12 protein-coding genes are annotated in these 16496 nt (G+C 74.5%); 7 read left to right on the top strand and 5 right to left on the bottom strand.

Annotated elements, in window-relative coordinates:
* Window positions 1–11: 11 nt before the first annotated feature.
* Window positions 12–1499 carry a DEAD/DEAH box helicase gene (locus tag A3CO_RS0126045; protein ID WP_084682216.1) on the bottom strand — a complete coding sequence of 496 codons (1488 nt, stop codon included), beginning with the start codon at window positions 1497–1499 and terminating at the stop codon, window positions 12–14.
* Window positions 1500–1975: 476 nt separating this feature from the next.
* On the opposite strand from A3CO_RS0126045, the gene A3CO_RS0126040 reads away from it, so the two are divergent.
* Together A3CO_RS0126040 and A3CO_RS0126035 are read left to right on the top strand one after the other, a co-directional pair.
* Window positions 1976–2614, top strand: coding sequence for a ferritin-like fold-containing protein (locus tag A3CO_RS0126040; RefSeq protein ID WP_018335199.1), 639 nt, complete (start codon window positions 1976–1978; stop codon window positions 2612–2614).
* A 93-nt stretch (window positions 2615–2707) separates the two neighbouring features.
* Window positions 2708–2935, top strand: a complete 228-nt coding sequence (locus tag A3CO_RS0126035; RefSeq protein ID WP_018335198.1) for a DUF3107 domain-containing protein — start codon at window positions 2708–2710, stop codon at window positions 2933–2935.
* Window positions 2936–2972: 37 nt separating this feature from the next.
* On the opposite strand, the gene A3CO_RS0126030 is transcribed toward A3CO_RS0126035, so the two are convergent.
* Entirely contained in the window at window positions 2973–3635 is a 663-nt protein-coding gene (locus A3CO_RS0126030) for a TetR/AcrR family transcriptional regulator (protein ID WP_018335197.1), read from the bottom strand.
* A 175-nt stretch (window positions 3636–3810) separates the two neighbouring features.
* Here A3CO_RS0126030 and A3CO_RS0126025 point away from each other — a divergent pair, with 175 nt between their 5' ends.
* The 3 genes from A3CO_RS0126025 to moeZ all read left to right on the top strand — a co-directional run bounded on the left by A3CO_RS0126025 (window position 3811) and on the right by moeZ (window position 7122).
* Window positions 3811–4887 carry an alpha/beta fold hydrolase gene (locus tag A3CO_RS0126025; protein ID WP_018335196.1) on the top strand — a complete coding sequence of 359 codons (1077 nt, stop codon included), beginning with the start codon at window positions 3811–3813 and terminating at the stop codon, window positions 4885–4887.
* An 86-nt stretch (window positions 4888–4973) separates the two neighbouring features.
* Window positions 4974–5858, top strand: coding sequence for a DUF3152 domain-containing protein (locus tag A3CO_RS34390; protein ID WP_018335195.1), 885 nt, complete (start codon window positions 4974–4976; stop codon window positions 5856–5858).
* Between the two features lie 88 nt (window positions 5859–5946).
* Complete coding sequence (gene moeZ / locus A3CO_RS0126015; RefSeq protein WP_026205023.1) at window positions 5947–7122, top strand: adenylyltransferase/sulfurtransferase MoeZ; 1176 nt, start codon at window positions 5947–5949, stop codon at window positions 7120–7122.
* 70 nt (window positions 7123–7192) lie between these two features.
* Here the strand turns inward: moeZ and A3CO_RS0126010 are convergent, their stop codons facing one another.
* A complete protein-coding gene (locus tag A3CO_RS0126010; RefSeq protein ID WP_018335193.1) occupies window positions 7193–8620 on the bottom strand; it encodes a cation:dicarboxylate symporter family transporter in 1428 nt (475 codons plus the stop codon).
* Window positions 8621–8739: 119 nt separating this feature from the next.
* Here A3CO_RS0126010 and A3CO_RS0126005 point away from each other — a divergent pair, with 119 nt between their 5' ends.
* On the top strand, window positions 8740–9423 hold the full coding sequence (locus A3CO_RS0126005; protein WP_018335192.1) for a response regulator transcription factor: 684 nt from the start codon (window positions 8740–8742) through the stop codon (window positions 9421–9423).
* On the opposite strand, the gene A3CO_RS34385 is transcribed toward A3CO_RS0126005, so the two are convergent.
* The gene (locus tag A3CO_RS34385; protein WP_157647854.1) at window positions 9355–10977 is read right to left on the bottom strand and encodes a sensor histidine kinase; all 1623 of its coding nucleotides are present in this window, start codon (window positions 10975–10977) and stop codon (window positions 9355–9357) included. The two genes, A3CO_RS0126005 and A3CO_RS34385, sit on opposite strands and share 69 nt — an antisense overlap.
* Window positions 10978–11196: 219 nt before the next feature.
* Here A3CO_RS34385 and A3CO_RS0125995 point away from each other — a divergent pair, with 219 nt between their 5' ends.
* Complete coding sequence (locus A3CO_RS0125995) at window positions 11197–15099, top strand: glycosyltransferase (protein WP_018335190.1); 3903 nt, start codon at window positions 11197–11199, stop codon at window positions 15097–15099.
* Here A3CO_RS0125995 and A3CO_RS0125990 read toward each other — a convergent pair.
* Window positions 15062–16456 carry a class I adenylate-forming enzyme family protein gene (locus A3CO_RS0125990; RefSeq protein WP_018335189.1) on the bottom strand — a complete coding sequence of 465 codons (1395 nt, stop codon included), beginning with the start codon at window positions 16454–16456 and terminating at the stop codon, window positions 15062–15064. The two genes, A3CO_RS0125995 and A3CO_RS0125990, sit on opposite strands and share 38 nt — an antisense overlap.
* Window positions 16457–16496 lie beyond the last annotated feature (40 nt).

Genomic DNA, 16496 nt, shown 5'->3' with positions numbered 1-16496 from the left:
CGCCTATGGAATCAGTCGGCGTCGGCGCCGACTGCGACGGCCTCGCCCTCGGCGCCGCTGTGCGCACGACCGCGGCCGCGACGACGACGCCGCGGGCGCGAGCGTCCGGCCTCGTCGTCCGACGCGCCCTCACCCGTGTCGGGGCCGGCGGCCGAGGACTCCTCCGGCGCCGCCTCGTCGGCGGCCTCGGCGGCCTCGCCGTCCGTGCCGGTCACGACCTCACCCGCACGACGGCGGGTGCGGCTGCGGGCGCGGCGCGGGCGCGACGGCTCCTCGGCGGCCTCGGTCTCGCGCGCGGGCGCACCGTCCTCGGCCTCCTCCTCGGCGGGCCGGCGGCGGCGGGCCACCCGACCGGTCGCGTCGGCGGGAATGTCGAGGTCGCGGTAGAGGTGCTTGGAGTTGGAGTAGGTCTCCGGCGGCTCCGGGGCGTTCAGCTCCAGGTCGTCGGAGATCATCTTCCACTTGGGCAGGTCGTCCCAGTCGACGAGCGTGATCGCGATGCCCGTCTTGCCCGCGCGGCCGGTGCGCCCGATGCGGTGCACGTAGGTCTTCGCGTCGTCCGGGCACTGGTAGTTCACGACGTGGGTGACGCCCGTGACGTCGATGCCGCGCGCGGCGACGTCGGTGCAGACCAGGACGTCGATGCGTCCGTTGCGGAACGCCTTGAGGGCGTGCTCGCGGGCGCCCTGCCCGAGGTCACCGTGGACGGCGCCGACCTTGAACCCGCGCTCGGCGAGCTCCTCGGAGACCTTGCTCGCGGTGCGCTTGGTGCGGGTGAACACCATCGTGGGCCCGCGGTCGTGCGCCTGGAGCGTGCGGGCGAGCATCTCGACCTTGTCCATCGCGTGGGCGCGGTAGACGAACTGCGCGGTCCGCTCGCCGATGGCGCTGGCGTCGACCTGCTCGGCGCGGATGTGCGTCGGCTGCGTGAGGAACGTCCGGGCCAGGGTGATGATCGGGCCGGGCATCGTGGCCGAGAAGAGCATCGTCTGACGCTGCGTGGGCAGCATCGCGAGGATGCGCTCGACGTCGGGCAGGAAGCCCAGGTCGAGCATCTCGTCGGCCTCGTCGAGGACCAGGCCGCCGACCTTCGCGAGCACGAGGTGCCCCTGCTGCGCGAGGTCGAGGAGCCGGCCGGGGGTGCCGACGACGAGCTCGACGCCGGTCTGCAGCGCGGCGATCTGCTGCTCGTAGGGGCGGCCGCCGTAGATCGAGACGACGCGGGTGCCGAGGCCCTTCGACGCGCCCTCGAGGTCCTTCGCGACCTGCAGGCACAGCTCACGGGTGGGCACGACGACGAGCGCACGCGGCGTGCCGTCCTCGGTGGGGGTGCCGAGGCGCTGGAGCAGCGGCACGCCGAAGCCCAGCGTCTTGCCGGTGCCGGTGCGTGCCTGGCCGATGACGTCCTCGCCGGCGAGCGCCAGCGGCAGCGTCAGCTCCTGGATGGCGAAGGTCCGCTCGATGCCGTTCGCGGCGAGCGACTCGACGATCTCGGGCATGACGCCGAGCTCGGCGAAGGTCGGGGAGGCCTCCGACGACGTCGTGGTGGCCACGGCCTGCGTGACGACCTCGGCGACGTCGTCCGCGCCCTCGGTGGTGTCGGGGTTCTCGCTGGGGTTCAGGGGTCTGCCTTCCTCGCGGCTGGTGCACGCGAGATGTGCCGGTTGGCTCGACCGCTCCGCCCGGGCATCGCTGCCGCCGGGCACGAGGGCGGGAGAACCAGGGAGACCCGCGCGCGCTGATGCGTCCCGCTCCGGGGGCCGACGGCGCCGGCCCGCTCGGGGGCGGGAGGCCCGACGGCCGGCGACGGGGCGTGGGGGAGCGGCCCCGGGTGGGGCCACATCGGTCAGGTAGGGGGTGTCACCGGCCCGGACCGATGCCCATGATACCTGCCACGACGCCTCCTGTTCACCACCACCGCACCGCGTCCCGGTCGCGGGCGCTCCCCGGACGGGTGGTCGTAGGCTTCCGCGCCGTGAGCGACGGCGGCGGACGGGACGAATCGCGGGCCCTGCTGGGCCTCGTGGCCTACGGCGAGCTCGCCGCGTTCAGCCGGCTCGCCGCGGACGCCCAGCGGGCGCCGGACCTCGCGGGACGGGTCGAGCTCGCGACCCTGGCCGCCGTCGAGATGGACCACTTCCGCCGGGTGCGCGACCACCTGGCGGCGGACGGCGTCGACGTGCTCGACGCGATGGCCCCGTTCACCGCGCGCGTCGACCGGCTCCTCGCCACGGTCGTCGGCCGGGACTGGGCCGAGGCGCTGGTCGCGACGACGCTGGGCCGGGGCCTGGTCACCGACCTGCAGGCCGAGGCCCTGGAGAGCCTCTCCGGCCCGGAGGCCGACCTGGTGCGCGAGGTGATCGCGGACGCCGGGCACGACGCCTTCGCCGCCGCCCGGATCCGTGAGGCGTGCGCGGACCCGCAGGTGCACGGGCGGCTCTCGATGTGGGCGCGCCGCCTGCTGGGCGAGGCACTGGCGGCGGTGACGGCGGCGCTGGAGGAGAGCCCCGGGCTGGCCGCGGTGGTGGCGGAGGGGACGAGCGGCACCCGTTCCCCGGTGCTCAAGCGGCTGAAGTCGGCGCACAACAAGCGGGTGGCCGCGCTCGGGCTGTAGTCCGTTCGCCCTGAGCGAGCCCACCGGCGGTGGGAGCCCGATCTCGACTAGCCTCGCGGTCGCCAGGTCAACGAACGAGGACCGGAGGGTCGCGTGGAGGTCAAGATCGGCGTCGCGGACAGCCCGCGCGAACTCGTCGTCTCGAGCGGGCAGACGCCCGACGAGGTGGCGGAGCTCGTCGACGGTGCCCTGTCCGGCAGCAGCGGCACGCTGTCGCTCACCGACGACAAGGGCCGCCGCTACCTCATCCCGGCCACGCGCATCGCCTACGTGGAGATCGCGCCGTCCGAGGTGCGTCGCGTCGGCTTCGGCGTCGGCTGAGCAATCCCGACGACGGGAGCTCCCGGCGGGTCGGGCGTCAGCCCTCCTGCCGGGGGAACCCGCCGCCGATGCCCCGCCAGGCCAGCGTGGACATGAGGGCGATCGCGTCCTCGCGCGGCGGTTGCAGCCCGGCGTCCAGCCAGTAGCGCGCCGCCGTCGTGGACAACCCGACGAGTCCGACCGCGAGCAGCCTCGCCCGCTCGGGCTCGAGGCCGGCGTCCGCGGTGACCACCTCGGTCACCGCGTCGATGCAGTCGCTGGTCGCCCGGTCGACGATCTCCGCGATCTCGGGCGTGGCCCGGGTGTCGGTCTCGAACACCAGGCGCATCGCGCCGTCGCGTGAGGACACCACGTCGAAGTAGGCCTGCACGGCCGCGTGCACGCGGGCCTTGTTGTCGGTGGTGGAGCGCATCGCCGCGCGGACGGTGCGCACCATCTCGTTGGCCGCGGATTCCACGAGCGCCCGGTAGAGGTCGAGCTTGCCCGGGAAGTGCTGGTAGAGCACCGGCTTGCTCACCCCGGCCCGCTCGGCGATCTCGTCCATCGCCGCCGCGTGGTAGCCCTGGGCCCCGAACACCGACCGGGCGGCGGCCAGCAGCTGGGCCCGCCGCTGCGAGCGCGACATGCGCGGGCGACCCGCCGATCCCGGCGCGGGCGACCCGCCGGCCGCCGCGTGCGCCGCCGCTCCGGTCTCGCTCATCGACTTCCCCGCTCCCCGCATCCACGTCCCGTCGGCCGCGCGGGGGTGCCCCGCGCGGTCGGGGCGACCCTACCGACCGTGACGCGCGGACGCGTCCGTCACGCGCGGTCCGTCGTCGGTCGCCCTCCGGAGTACCGCCCGGGTGGATTCGCTTCACCTGCCGTCCACCTGCACCATGGTCATCGTGACCATCACGGTTCCGGGGAGTGGCCCGCAGGTGAACGGAGGCGGGGCGAGCGCGACGACGGCGGTCGACACCGTCCCGTTCGCCCCGACCGGCGCCCTCGGGCCGATCGGCGACCCCACGCCGCACTGGCCGGGCCGGCGCGTCGTGGTCGACGGCGTCGAGCTGCACGTGCGGGACACGCCGGCGACGGGCCCGGCCTCCGGCACGGTCGTCTACGTCCACGGCCTCGGCGGGTCCGCCACCAATTGGACCGACCTCGCGGGCGCGCTGTCGTCGCGCTGGGCCGGGCACGCGGTCGACCTCCCGGGGTTCGGCCACTCCACCCCGCGCGCCGACCGGGACTACTCGCTGCGCGCGCACGCCGACGCCGTCGGCGCGTACGTCGCGTCTCTCGGCGGGCCGGTCCACCTGGTCGGGAACTCCCTCGGCGGGGCGGTCGCGCTGACGGTGGCGGCCGACCGGCCGGCGTCGGTCCTCACGACGACGCTGATCAGCCCCGCGATGCCCGACCTGCGACCCGCGCCCGCCCGGCTCGGCGACGGGAAGATGGCGCTCGCCGCGATCCCGGTGGTGGGGGCCCGGACCCGGCGGGAGCTCGCCGCGGAGGACCCCGGGACGCGGCTGCGGCGCACGATGCGGCTCTGCTACGCCGACCCCGACGCGGTCAGCCCCGCCGCCTTCGCGCAGGCGGTCGCCGAGCAGGCCGAGCGCGCCGCGTACCCCTGGCTCGCCGAGGCCCTGCAGCGTTCGTTCGGCGGCCTGGTGTCCACGTGGTTCGCGCCGCGGTCGCGCTCGCTGTGGTCGGTCGCCGCCCGCGTCCGCACGCCGACGCTCGTGGTGTGGGGCGAGGTCGACCGTCTCATCTCCGTGCGCAAGGCCCGCCGCACCGTCGCGACGATCCCCCGCGCCCGCCTCCTGCGCCTGCCCGACACCGGGCACGTGGCGCAGATGGAGCGCCCCGCCCTGGTGGCCCGCGCCGTCCTCGGGATGGCCGACGCGGTCGACGCGGGCACATGGGACTCCGTGCCGATTCGTCCGGATGTCCGTGAGACCGTGCGGGGGTGACCCGATCGACCGGTTCGTCCCGCGGGACGCGCCCGTCCGGTCGCGCGGGCGACGGCCGCCGGTCCCTCCGACGTCGGGGTGAGCCGTTGGCGGCCTCCTGGTCGCCGTCCCGCGAGGCGGCCGCGCCGGGGACCCCGTCCCGGTCGCGGCGCGGTGCGCTCGCGGCGCTCGCGGTCGTCCTGCTGGCCCTGACCGGCTTCGTCGTGGCCCGCGCGGTGTCCCCGCGCGCGGAGAGCACCGACGTGCGCTGGCCCGCGGCGGCGGCCGAGCGGGGACCCGTCGTCGGGGAGGCGCCCTCCGGCGGGGAGTACGCGGGGATCGACATCCCGACCGCCGAGCTGCCCGCGGGCGGCGACGTCCCGGTGTCGGGCGGCGGGACGTGGCGGGTGGTGCCGGGCTCGACGCCGCAGGTCGGCACCGGACGGGTCTACACCTACACCGTCGAGGTGGAGGACGGCGCGACACCGGCCGAGGGCGACACGGCCTTCGCCACCGCGGTCGACGCGACGCTCGACGACCCCCGGAGCTGGACCGGCCGCGGCGAGATCGCGCTGCGCCGCGTGGACGCGGCGGACGGTGTGGTCCCCGACTTCCGCATCAGCCTCACCTCGCAGCTGACCACCCGGGCGCAGTGCGGCTACCAGATCCGCTACGAGGCCTCGTGCTGGAAGTCCGACCTCGGGCGGGTGCTGATCAACGGGTCGCGCTGGGTGCGCGGGGCCGCCGCCTTCGAGGGGCAGCTCGGGCTCTACCGGCAGTACGCGATCAACCACGAGGTCGGCCACGTCTTCCGCAACCAGCACGTGCCGTGCCCGGGCGACGGCGCGCCGGCGCCGGTGATGATGCAGCAGAGCTTCGGCGTGTCGAACGACTACCTCGCGCAGCTCACCGACGACCACCCCCAGGGCATCCGGATCCCGCGCGACGGCAGGGTCTGCCGCCCCAATCCGTGGCCGAACCCGGTCCGCTGAGAGCGACCACACCGGCCGTCGGGAACACGGCGTCGACACGTGGGGTTGAATCGGGTCGAGCAGTCGTCCTAGAGGAGCTGAACGCGCGATGGCAACCCTGCCGCCCCTGGTGGAACCGGCCGCCGAGCTGACGAAGGAGGAGGTCGCCCGCTACTCGCGGCACCTCATCATCCCGGACGTCGGCGTCGACGGTCAGAAGCGCCTGAAGAACGCGAAGGTCCTGGTGGTCGGCGCGGGTGGCCTCGGCAGCCCGGCCCTGCTCTACCTCGCGGCCGCGGGCGTGGGCACGCTGGGCATCGTCGACTTCGACGTCGTCGACGAGTCGAACCTGCAGCGCCAGGTCATCCACGGCCAGTCCGACATCGGCAAGCCGAAGGCCCAGTCGGCGAAGGAGTCGGTCGCCGAGATCAACCCCTTCGTGCACGTCAACCTGCACCAGCAGCCGCTGGACGCGTCGAACGCGCTGGACGTGTTCCGCGACTACGACCTGATCCTCGACGGCACCGACAACTTCGCCACCCGCTACCTGGTGAACGACGCCGCCGTGCTGCTGGGCAAGCCCTACGTGTGGGGCTCGATCTTCCGCTTCGAGGGCCAGGTCTCGGTCTTCTGGGAGGACGCCCCGAACGGGCAGGGCCTCAACTACCGGCACCTCTACCCCGAGCCCCCGCCGCCGGGCATGGTCCCGTCGTGCGCCGAGGGTGGCGTGCTGGGCGTGCTCTGCGCGTCGATCGGCTCGATCATGGTGACCGAGGCCATCAAGCTGATCTGCGGCATCGGCGACACGCTGCTGGGTCGGCTCAAGGTCTACGACGCCCTCGACATGGAGTACCGCGAGGTGAGGATCCGGCGCGACCCGAACGCCACGCCGGTCACCGAGCTCATCGACTACGAGGCCTTCTGCGGCGTCGTGTCGGACGAGGCGCAGTCGGCCGCGGCGGGCCACACCATCACCGCGGTCGAGCTCAAGGAGAAGATCGACGCGGGCGACAAGTTCGAGCTGATCGACGTCCGGGAGCCGCACGAGTTCGAGATCGTGAAGATTCCGGGCGCGAAGCTCATCCCGAAGGACAAGATCCTCTCGGGCGAGGCGTTCTCCGAGATCCCGCAGGACCGCCAGACGATCCTGTACTGCAAGTCCGGCGTCCGTTCCGCCGAGGCGCTCTCGGCCCTGCACAACGCCGGGTTCTCCAACGCCGTGCACGTGGGTGGCGGCGTTACCGGCTGGGCGCAGCAGGTCGACACGTCGCTGCCGACGTACTGAGTCACCCGTCCCGAGCGAAGGGCCCCTCTGGTCGATCTGACCGGAGGGGCCCTTCGCTCGTTCCGGAGACCTACGCGGACGCCCCGACCGGGGTGCGGTCCGTCGACCCCACTGCGTCCTCCTCGCTGCCGTGCGTCTCCTGCTCGATGGCGTCGCGGACGAGGGACGGGTCGTCGAGCGCGGCCTGGAAGCGCTCGTCGTCGCGCTCGCCGCACCAGCCCGCCACGACCATGACCGCCACCGTGTTGCCGATGACGTTGGTCAGCGCGCGGCCCTCGCTCATGATGCGGTCGATCCCGGCGATGATCGCGATGCCGATGGCGATCGACTCCACCGTGTAGAACTCGCCGCCGAAGGCCTGCAGCGAGGCGGCCAGCGTGACGAGCCCGGCGCCGGAGACCCCGGCGGCGCCCTTGGAGGTCAGCAGCATCAGGGCGACGAGGCCGAGCTGGACGCCCCACGGCAGGTCCTGCCCGCCGGCCTGGGCGATGAACAGCGCGGCCATCGTCAGGTAGATGCAGGTGCCGTCGAGGTTGAACGAGTACCCGGTCGGCAGGACCATGCTGACCGTCGAGCGGGAGGCGCCGGCGGCCTCGAGCTTGGCCAGCAGGCGGGGGAGCACGGTCTCCGACGACGAGGTGCCGACGATGATGAGGATCTCGTCCTTGATCATCCGGATCAGCTTGAACACGTTGAAGCCGGAGAGCGCGCAGACCACGGCCAGCACGCCGAAGACGAAGAGGGCACAGGTCGCCCAGAACGTGAGCATGAGCGAGAGCAGGTTGGTGAGGCTCTTCCCGCCGAGGGCGCCGACGGTGTAGGCGATGCCGCCGAAGGCCGCGAGCGGCGCCAGGAACATGATCATGCGGATGATGCCGAAGATGACCTTGGCGATGAGGTCGACCCCACCGACCACACGCCGGCGCAGGGCCGGGGCCAGCATCGAGGTCGCGGCGGCGACGAGGACCGCGAGGACGAGCACCCGCAGGATCTCGTTCTCCACGAACGGCCCGAGGAAGCTCTCGGGGAGCAGCGTGCCCCGGATGAAGTCGAGGGCGCCGCCGCCCTGGGCGCTCTTGGCGATGTCCTGCTGCGCCTCGGCGAGCGTGGCCGGGTTCGGGGGAATCCGGGGGAAGCCGGCACCGGGCCGGACGAGGTTGACCACGACCAGCCCGAGCCCGAGCGCGATCATCGTCATGAGCAGGAAGTAGGCGAGGGCCCGGCCGGCGATGCCGCCCGCGCTCGCCAGGTTGCCGATCGAGGCGATCCCGACGATGACCGTGCAGAAGATGACCGGGGCGGTCACCATCTTGATCAGCTGGATGAAGATGTCGGGGAGGACCTTGAGGTCGGAGGCGAAGCCGGGCGCGGTGAAGCCGACGACCACGCCCGCGACGATCCCGACGATGACCCAGAACCAGAGCTGCCGGTACACACCGCCCCGGGTCGTGCGCCGCGGCGGCGGATCGGTCGGCGGGGCCTGTGTGGTCGTCGACATCGGTGTCTCCTCAGGAGCGGGGCGTGGTACAGCTCTCATTCGCTGCGGCGAGTGTGAGGAAGGCCCTCCCCGTGGACCCAGATCGCGCCCTACGAACTTGAGGAACCTTTGAGCCGGCGATGAAGGTCTTGCTCGTCGAGGACACCGCACCGGTGCGGGACGCACTGGCGAAGGTGCTGCGCGCCCAGGGCTGGCGGGTGGGCACCGCGACGACCGGCGTGGCCGCGGTCGCGGCGGTCGGCGACGAGGTCGATCCGCCCGACCTCGTCCTGCTCGACCTCGGGCTGCCCGACCTCGACGGCATCGAGGTGTGCCGCCGGATCCGCGGGCGGTCGCCGGTCCCGATCATCGCGGTGACCGCCCGGGGCCACGACAGCGCGCGCGTGATGGGGCTGCGCAGCGGCGCGGACGACTACGTGGTCAAGCCGTTCTCGATCGACGAGCTGCTCGCGCGCATCGACGCCGTGATGCGGCGGGTGTCCGGACATGCGCTGGCCTCGACGATCACGTCCGGCCCGCTCGAGATCGACCTGGGGGCCCGGTCGGTGCGGGTCGACGGCGCCGAGGTCGCGCTGCGCCGCAAGGAGTTCGACCTGCTGGCCGCCCTCGCCCGCCGCAAGGGGCGGGTCGCGAGCCGCGAGGAACTGCTCGACGACGTCTGGGGGCTCGCTCCCGACGACCACGGCGCCGACGCGGGCGGCCGCACCCTCGAGGTGCACGTGGCCGCGCTGCGCTCACGCCTGGGCGTCCCCGGCCTGGTGGTCACCGTGCGGGGCGTGGGCTACCGGCTCGCGAGCACCTGACGGGGCCCGCCGGGGCAGGACGACGACGAAGCCGGTCCCGGCGCCGTCGACCCCGGGGCCCGTCGTCACCGTGCCGCCGCGGCGCTCCACGACCCGCGCGACGAGGGCCAGCCCGAGGCCGCGCGGCCCGCCCGGCTTCGTCGACCAGCCCGCCGTGAAGGCCGCCGCCGGATCGGCGAGTCCCGGTCCGTCGTCGGCCACCCGGATCGTGAGGTCGTCCCCGACGTCGGTGAGGTCCAGCTCGACCACGCCCCGTCCCGTCGTCGCGAGCACCGCGTCGAGGGCGTTGTCGACGAGGTTCCCGACGACCGTCACGAGGTCGTCGCTGCCGTCCGTGGTCCCGGTGCGGCCGGTCACCCGCAGGTCGACGCCGCGGTCGCGGGCGTCGGTGGCCTTGTCGAGGACGAGCGCGGCGAGCGCGGGGTCGGCGATGCGTTCCCGGAGGTCGGCGCCGAGGTCGGCGATGTCACGGCTCCAGCGCACGGCCAGCTCGCGGGCGTCGTCGTGGGCCCCGAGCTCGATCAACGTCGACACCGCCTGCAGGTGGTTCGCGTGCTCGTGGGCCTGGAAGCGCAGCGCCCCGGCCACCGACCGCGCGTCGTCGAGCGCCCGCATCACGTGCTCGATCTCGGTGCGGTCGCGCAACGTGATCACCCAGGAATCGTCGGTCCCTGTCCGGTTCACCAGCAGCAGCCGCTCCCCGACGAGCAGCGACTCGTCCGCCACCGGGCTCGGGTCGGCCAGCCGCGCCGCGAGCGCGGGGTCCACCCCCAGCTCCGCGAGGGTCTTCCCGACGGCGGCCGTGGTCATCTCGAGCAGGCGGGTCGCCTCGTCGTTCACCACGACGACCCGGTCGTCCGCGTCCAGGACGAGCAGCCCCTCCCGGATGGCGTGCAGCACCGCCTCGTGGTGGCGGTGCAGCGCGGTGATCTCGGCGGGCTCCAGGCCCAGCGTGTCCCGGCGCACCCGGCGGGCGGCGACGACGGCGAGGCCCGTCCCGATCGCGAGAGCGGCGACCGCGCCGAGCGCCAGGTAGCCGAGCTCGCGCAGCACCCGCGAGAGCACGTCGACGCGGAGCAGGCCGACCGCCACCATCCCGACGACGGGTCCGGTCCCACCCGCGCGCACCGGCACGATCGCGCGCACCGAGGGGCCGAGCGTGCCCGGGAACGTCTCGACCAGGGCCCCGCCGCGCGCCGCGGGCAGGAAGGTGCCCTGGTAGGTCTGCCCGATCAGGCCCGGGTCGGGGTGGCTGAGCCGCGTGCCGTCGGGCGTCATGACCGTGACGAACGAGGCGTCGGCGTCGCGGCGGACCGCCTCGGCGGCCGGCTCGAGCCGCGCGACGTCCCGGGCGGCGACGGCCTCCGGGACGCCGGGGGCGACGGCGAACGCGGTGGCGAGCCCGAGCATCCGCGCGGCCTCGTCGTCCTCCACGAGCGTGCGGGTGCTCACGGCGCTGACCCCGGCCGCGATCAGCACGGTGAGCAGGACGGTGACGAGCTCGACCACCAGCAGGCGGCGGACGAGACGGGACCGTCGACGGGGTGCGGGCACACCGGAACCGTGACGGTGTTCACCGGGCGCCCGCAAGTCCGGTCCCGTTGCTCCGGACCGTGACGATCAACGGGCGGAAACCCGACGTACCACCCGAGTGTGATGACCCACCGTGCAATGCCACCGTCGGGACCTCGGCGACGTGACCGGAACGAGATGTCACACTACGGACACGGTCACGGTGCGTGGCCCCGATCGGCGCGAGGGTGGTGGAGGCACGTGGCACGACGCTCGTCCTCCGAGCGGTCCGGCCCGTCGGTCGGGACCTGGCTCGTGGTCGCCGTGCTCACCCTGCTCGTGGCCACGGTCCTCGGCGTCACCGGCCTGGTGAACGCGACGATCGGCAACGACGCGAACCACGACCAGGGCGCGAGCGGGGCCGTGCCGCTGGAGGTGTCGCGCGGGGGGACCTTCGTCGACGGCCGGGTCGACCCCGCGCGCTCCACGGGTCTCCCGCCGCGCACCATCGCGCTGACCTTCGACGACGGGCCCGACCCCACGTGGACCCCGCAGGTCCTCGCCGTGCTGGCGAAGCACCGGGTGCCGGGCACGTTCTTCGTGGTCGGCTCGCTCGGGGTGCGTCACCCCGACCTGCTGCGCGATATCCGGGCGTCGGGCAGCGAGATCGGCATCCACACCTTCACCCACGCCGACCTGTCCCAGGTGCCGCGCTGGCGGCTGGAACGCGAGCTCGGCGAGACCCAGCTCGCGATCGCCGGTGCGACCGGCGAGACCACGTACCTCGTCCGGCCGCCGTACTCCTCCACGCCCGACGCGATCGACGACCGCGCCTACGCGGCCGTGGAGGAGTCGGGGCGCGACGGTTACGTCAACGTCTTCACCGACGTCGACGGCGAGGACTGGCAGCGCCCCGGCGTCGACGCCATCGTCCGCAACGCCACCCCGCTGAACGGGGTGGGCGCGACGGTGCTGCTGCACGACGCGGGCGGTGACCGCTCGCAGACGGTGGCGGCGCTGGACCGGCTGATCCCCGAGCTGCAGGCGCAGGGCTACCGCTTCGCCACCGTGACGGGGGCGGTCGGCGCGCCGTCGGCCCACGCGCCCGCCTCGGACCGCGACCGGCTCGTCGGCGGTGCCCTCGTCGGGGCGGTCGACCTCGCCACCGGCACCGTGCGGGTGCTGCAGGGGCTGCTGATCGGGGTCGGGCTCGTCGTCGTGCTGCGGCTGGTGCTGACGCTCGTCGTCGCCCGCCGCCACGCCCGCCGTCGTCGGGACCCCGCGTTCTCCTGGGGACCGGCCCCCGCGGCCGTGCCACCCGTCTCGGTGATCGTCCCGGCCTACAACGAGACCGAGAACATCGAGGCCACGCTGCGCTCGATCCTCGCGAACGACCACCCGCTGGAGATCCTCGTCGTCGACGACGGCTCCACCGACGGCACCGCCGAACTCGTCGAGTCCCTCGGGCTGCCCGCCGTCCGCGTGATCCGCCAGCCCAACAGCGGCAAGCCGATCGCCCTGAACACCGGTGTCGCCCGCGCCCGCCACGACCTCGTCGTGATGATGGACGGCGACACCGTCTTCCAGCCCGACACCATCGCGCACCTCGTCGCGCCGTTCGCCGACCCGGGGATCGGGGCGGTCGCGGGCAACGTCAAGGTCGCCAACCGGGCCGCGCTGATCCCGCGCCTGCAGCACATCGAGTACGTGGTCGGGTTCGGCATCGACCGCCGCGTGCAGGACACGATGCAGGCCATCACGACGATCCCCGGCGCGGCCGGGGCGTTCCGGCGCGAGGCGGTGCTCGAGGTCGGCGGGCTCTCGCTGGACACCCTCGCCGAGGACACCGACCTCACGATCGCGCTCGGCCGCGCCGGGTGGCGGGTGGTGTACGAGGAGCGCGCGATCGCCTGGACCGAGGCGCCCACCACGCTCACCCAGCTCTGGCGCCAGCGCTACCGGTGGACCTACGGCACGATGCAGGCGGTCTGGAAGCACCGCCGCTCGCTGCGTGAACGCGGCCCCTCCGGGCGCACCGGCCGGCTCGGCCTGGGCCACATCGGGCTGTTCCAGGTCCTGTTCCCGCTGGCCGCGCCGCTGGTCGACGTCTTCTTCGTCTACGGCCTGCTCTTCGGGAACGCCGCGCTCACGCTCGTGCTCTGGGGCTCGATGCTGGTGGTCCAGACCGGCGCCGCGGCGTACGCCTTCCGGCTCGACGGCGAGCCGATGGCGCCGTTGTGGGTGGCCCCGGTCCAGCAGGTGCTCTACCGCCCCCTGATGTACGCGGTGCTGCTGCGCTCCCTGCTCTCCGCCGTCACCGGGGGGCGGGTGCGGTGGCAGCGGATCCAGCGCCTCGGGGCGCTGCGCGCCCTCATGCCGGGCCAGGCGGCGCCGGTCCCCGTCCCGGTCCCGGCCCCGGCACCTGCCGGTCCCGGCACGGCGTCACCGCCTCCCCCTCGCGCGACGAAGGACACACCGTCGGAGCCGGCCGCACCGGCCGTCGGGAAGGACGACAAGCCGCTGGAGCGGACGCGGTGGCTCGACGTGCTGCGCGCGATCGCGCTGGTCCGCGTGATCGGCTACCACATCGCCGGCTGGGGCTGGCTGTCGTTCGTGTTCCCGTCGATGGGCGTCATGTTCGCGCTCGGCGGGTCGCTGATGCTCGCGTCGCTCGCGCGCGCCGAGGCCGTGGACGTGATCGGGCGGCGGCTCAAGCGGCTGCTCCCGCCGTTCTGGCTGTTCGGGCTGATCGTCGTGCCCGCCATGCTGTGGCACGGCTTCGGGCCGGAGGAGACGCCGAACGCGTCCGAGTGGCTGTTCTGGTTCGTGCCGGTGCTCGACCCGCCCGGCAGCGCCTGGGCCGTGGACGCCACGGTCGTGCTCTGGTACATCCGCACCTACCTCTGGCTGGTGCTGCTCACCCCCGCGCTGCTGTGGGCGTGGCGGCGGCGTCCGGCGGTCGCGATCACGGTGCCGCTGGCCCTCGTCGCGCTGGACGCGGTGCTCGGCGGCGCGATCCGCGAGTTCGGCGCGGTCGGCACCGCCCTCACCGACGCCGCGATCTTCGCCGGCTGCTGGATGCTCGGCTTCGCCCACCGCGACGGCTCGCTGCGCCGCATGCCGTGGGGCTGGGCCCTGCTCGCAGCGGGCGTGGCGATCGGCGCCGGCACCGCCTGGGCGCTGGCGAACCCGGCCGGCGACAACGGCATCGACCTCAACGACATCCCGCTCGGCCAGGCGCTCGTCTCCCTGGGCGCCGTGCTGCTGGTGCTGCGCTACACCCCGCGGCTGGCGTGGCTGGAGCGCATCCCGCTGCTCGGCCGCCTCGTCACGGTGATCAACGCCCGGGCCGTGACGATCTACCTCTGGCACAACGTCGCGATCGCGCTCGCCCCGGCCATCGACGAACGGTTCGGGTGGGCCGGCGACGGCGCCCTCGTGGGTACCGCGGTGGGCCTCACGGTGGTGCTCGCGCTCGGCCTCGGCTGGATCGAGGACCTCGCCGCCGGGCGCCGTCCCGCGTTGATCCCCGGGCCGGCGCAGCGCCCGCTGAGGCCCCGGGGGCCCCGGCGGGAGGCCCCGCGGCCGCCGCAGATCCCGGCCGGCGCGCTCGTCGTGCCCGCCGAGACCCAGGAGAGCCCGCTGGCCGCGCTCAACGCGCTCCGTCCGGCGTCGGACTTCCGCCGCGACCCCCGCTTCGGCGCCGTGCCGGTGCCCGACTCCCGCCGGGCGGGCCCGTCGTCGCTGCCGGGTCCGGCCGTGCGTCCGGGCCCGACGCGGGGCGGTCGGGTGCGCAGCGCCCCGACGGCGATCCCGACGGCGGCTCCCCGGACCCCGAGCGGTCCGACGGCGGTGCCCACGGGCCGGCCTGCCACCACGACGACGCGGCGGGCCGAGCGGGTCGAGCCGGACGCCGTCACCGGCGTGGTCGGACGCGCCCCGGCCGGACGCCGGCGGCTGATGACCTTCGGGGACGCGTCGCCGTCGCCGTCGCCGTCGCCGTCGCCGTCGCCGGGGTCGGGCACGGAGCCGACCGGTCGCCGCCGTGCCGACGACACCCCACCTCCGCCGTCGGCGCGGGGGACGGGCACCACCCGGCACCGGGCCGAGCACGACGACGGACGGTTCACGAACCTGGACGCGCCGAGCCGCCACCGGCGGTGAGCCGCTCGGCCCGCAGCGCCGAGCGCCGCACCTTCCCTGCGTCGTCGCGCAGCGGACCGTCGACGACCTCCACCCCGGTCGGCACCGCCCACGGCGGGAGGTCGGCCGCGGCGACGACCGCGTCGGGATCGGCCTCCCGGTCCAGGTCGAGCAGGGCGTGCACCCCGTCGTGGAGTTCGAACACCGCGGCCGACCGGACGGCGGGATGCCGTTCGAGGGCGGCCTCGACCCGCGCGGGGTGCACGTCGTGCCCGTCCCGGCGGATCACGTCGTCGGCGCGGTCGACGAGGAACAGCCGCCCCTCGTCGTCGAGCCACCCGAGGTCGCCGAGCGCGTCCCAGTCCTCCCAGCCCGGCATCCGGCGGGCCGTCCCGCCGAGGTAGCGGTACCGGGGTCCGCCCGTGCGGGTCATGATCACCTCGCCGACCTCCCCGGCCGGGAGCTCTCCGCCGTGGGCGTCGACCACGCGGAACGACGACCCGCCCACCGGCCGCCCCACCGAGCCCGGCGCCGCGAGCCATTCGTCACCCCGGATCATCGTGATCCCGGCCGACTCGGAGCTCGCGTACACCTCGACGACCCGCTCCGCGCCGATCCGTTCCAGCCACCACCGCTTGAGGTCGGGTGGGCACGGGGCGCCGAGGTGCACGAGGTGACGTAGCGAGCCCAGGTCCGCCGACCCGACGTCGGGATGGCGGGCCAGCCGGTGCAGCATGCTCGGGACGAGCAGCGCCCAGGTGACGCCGAACCGCGGGATCGCGGTGAGGACGGCCGTGGGGGAGAAGCGCTCGAGCAGCACGAGCGTGTGCCCGGTCATGAGGCCGCGCAGCGCGTAGGTGAACGGCGCCGAGTGGTGCAGCGGTCCGCTGACCAGCTGGACCTGCTCGCGGGGCAGGTAGGGGGCGACGTCGGCGTCGGGGTCGACCGTCGCGGCTCCGGTCGACAGCACGACCTTCGGGGGCCCGGTGCTGCCGCCGGTGGCGGTCGCCTTCCACGCCGACGCCGGCGCGCGGTCGGCGATCCGTCCTGACGCCCGGTCGGGCAGGGTCCCGACGACGAGGGCGGGGTCGGCGACGTCGAGCGCCGCCGCGGGCTCGGGCGGCAGCGGCAGCGGCGTGGCACCGAGGCGCCACACCGCCACGCAGCCCACGACGAGGTCCGCGGTGTTGCCGAGGTGGAGCCCGACGAGGTCGCCGGGCGCCACGTCGTCGGACCACGCCGCGGCGACGGCCGCGGACCTCGTCGCGACGTCCCGGCGGGAGAGGGTGGTCCCGGTCGCCATCTCGTGGACGGCGGTCCGGTCCGGGTCACGGTCGGCGAGGAGGTCGAGCGCGGCACCGATCGGTTGGACCGTCACGACGGATCCACTACCCCGTTCGGCGTCCGTCTCGTGTCGT

The organism is Actinomycetospora chiangmaiensis DSM 45062, assembly GCF_000379625.1.
Classification (GTDB): Bacteria; Actinomycetota; Actinomycetes; order Mycobacteriales; family Pseudonocardiaceae; genus Actinomycetospora; species Actinomycetospora chiangmaiensis.
Note: the sequence above shows the minus strand (reverse complement) of the source record. Positions and strands in the feature narration are given on the sequence as shown.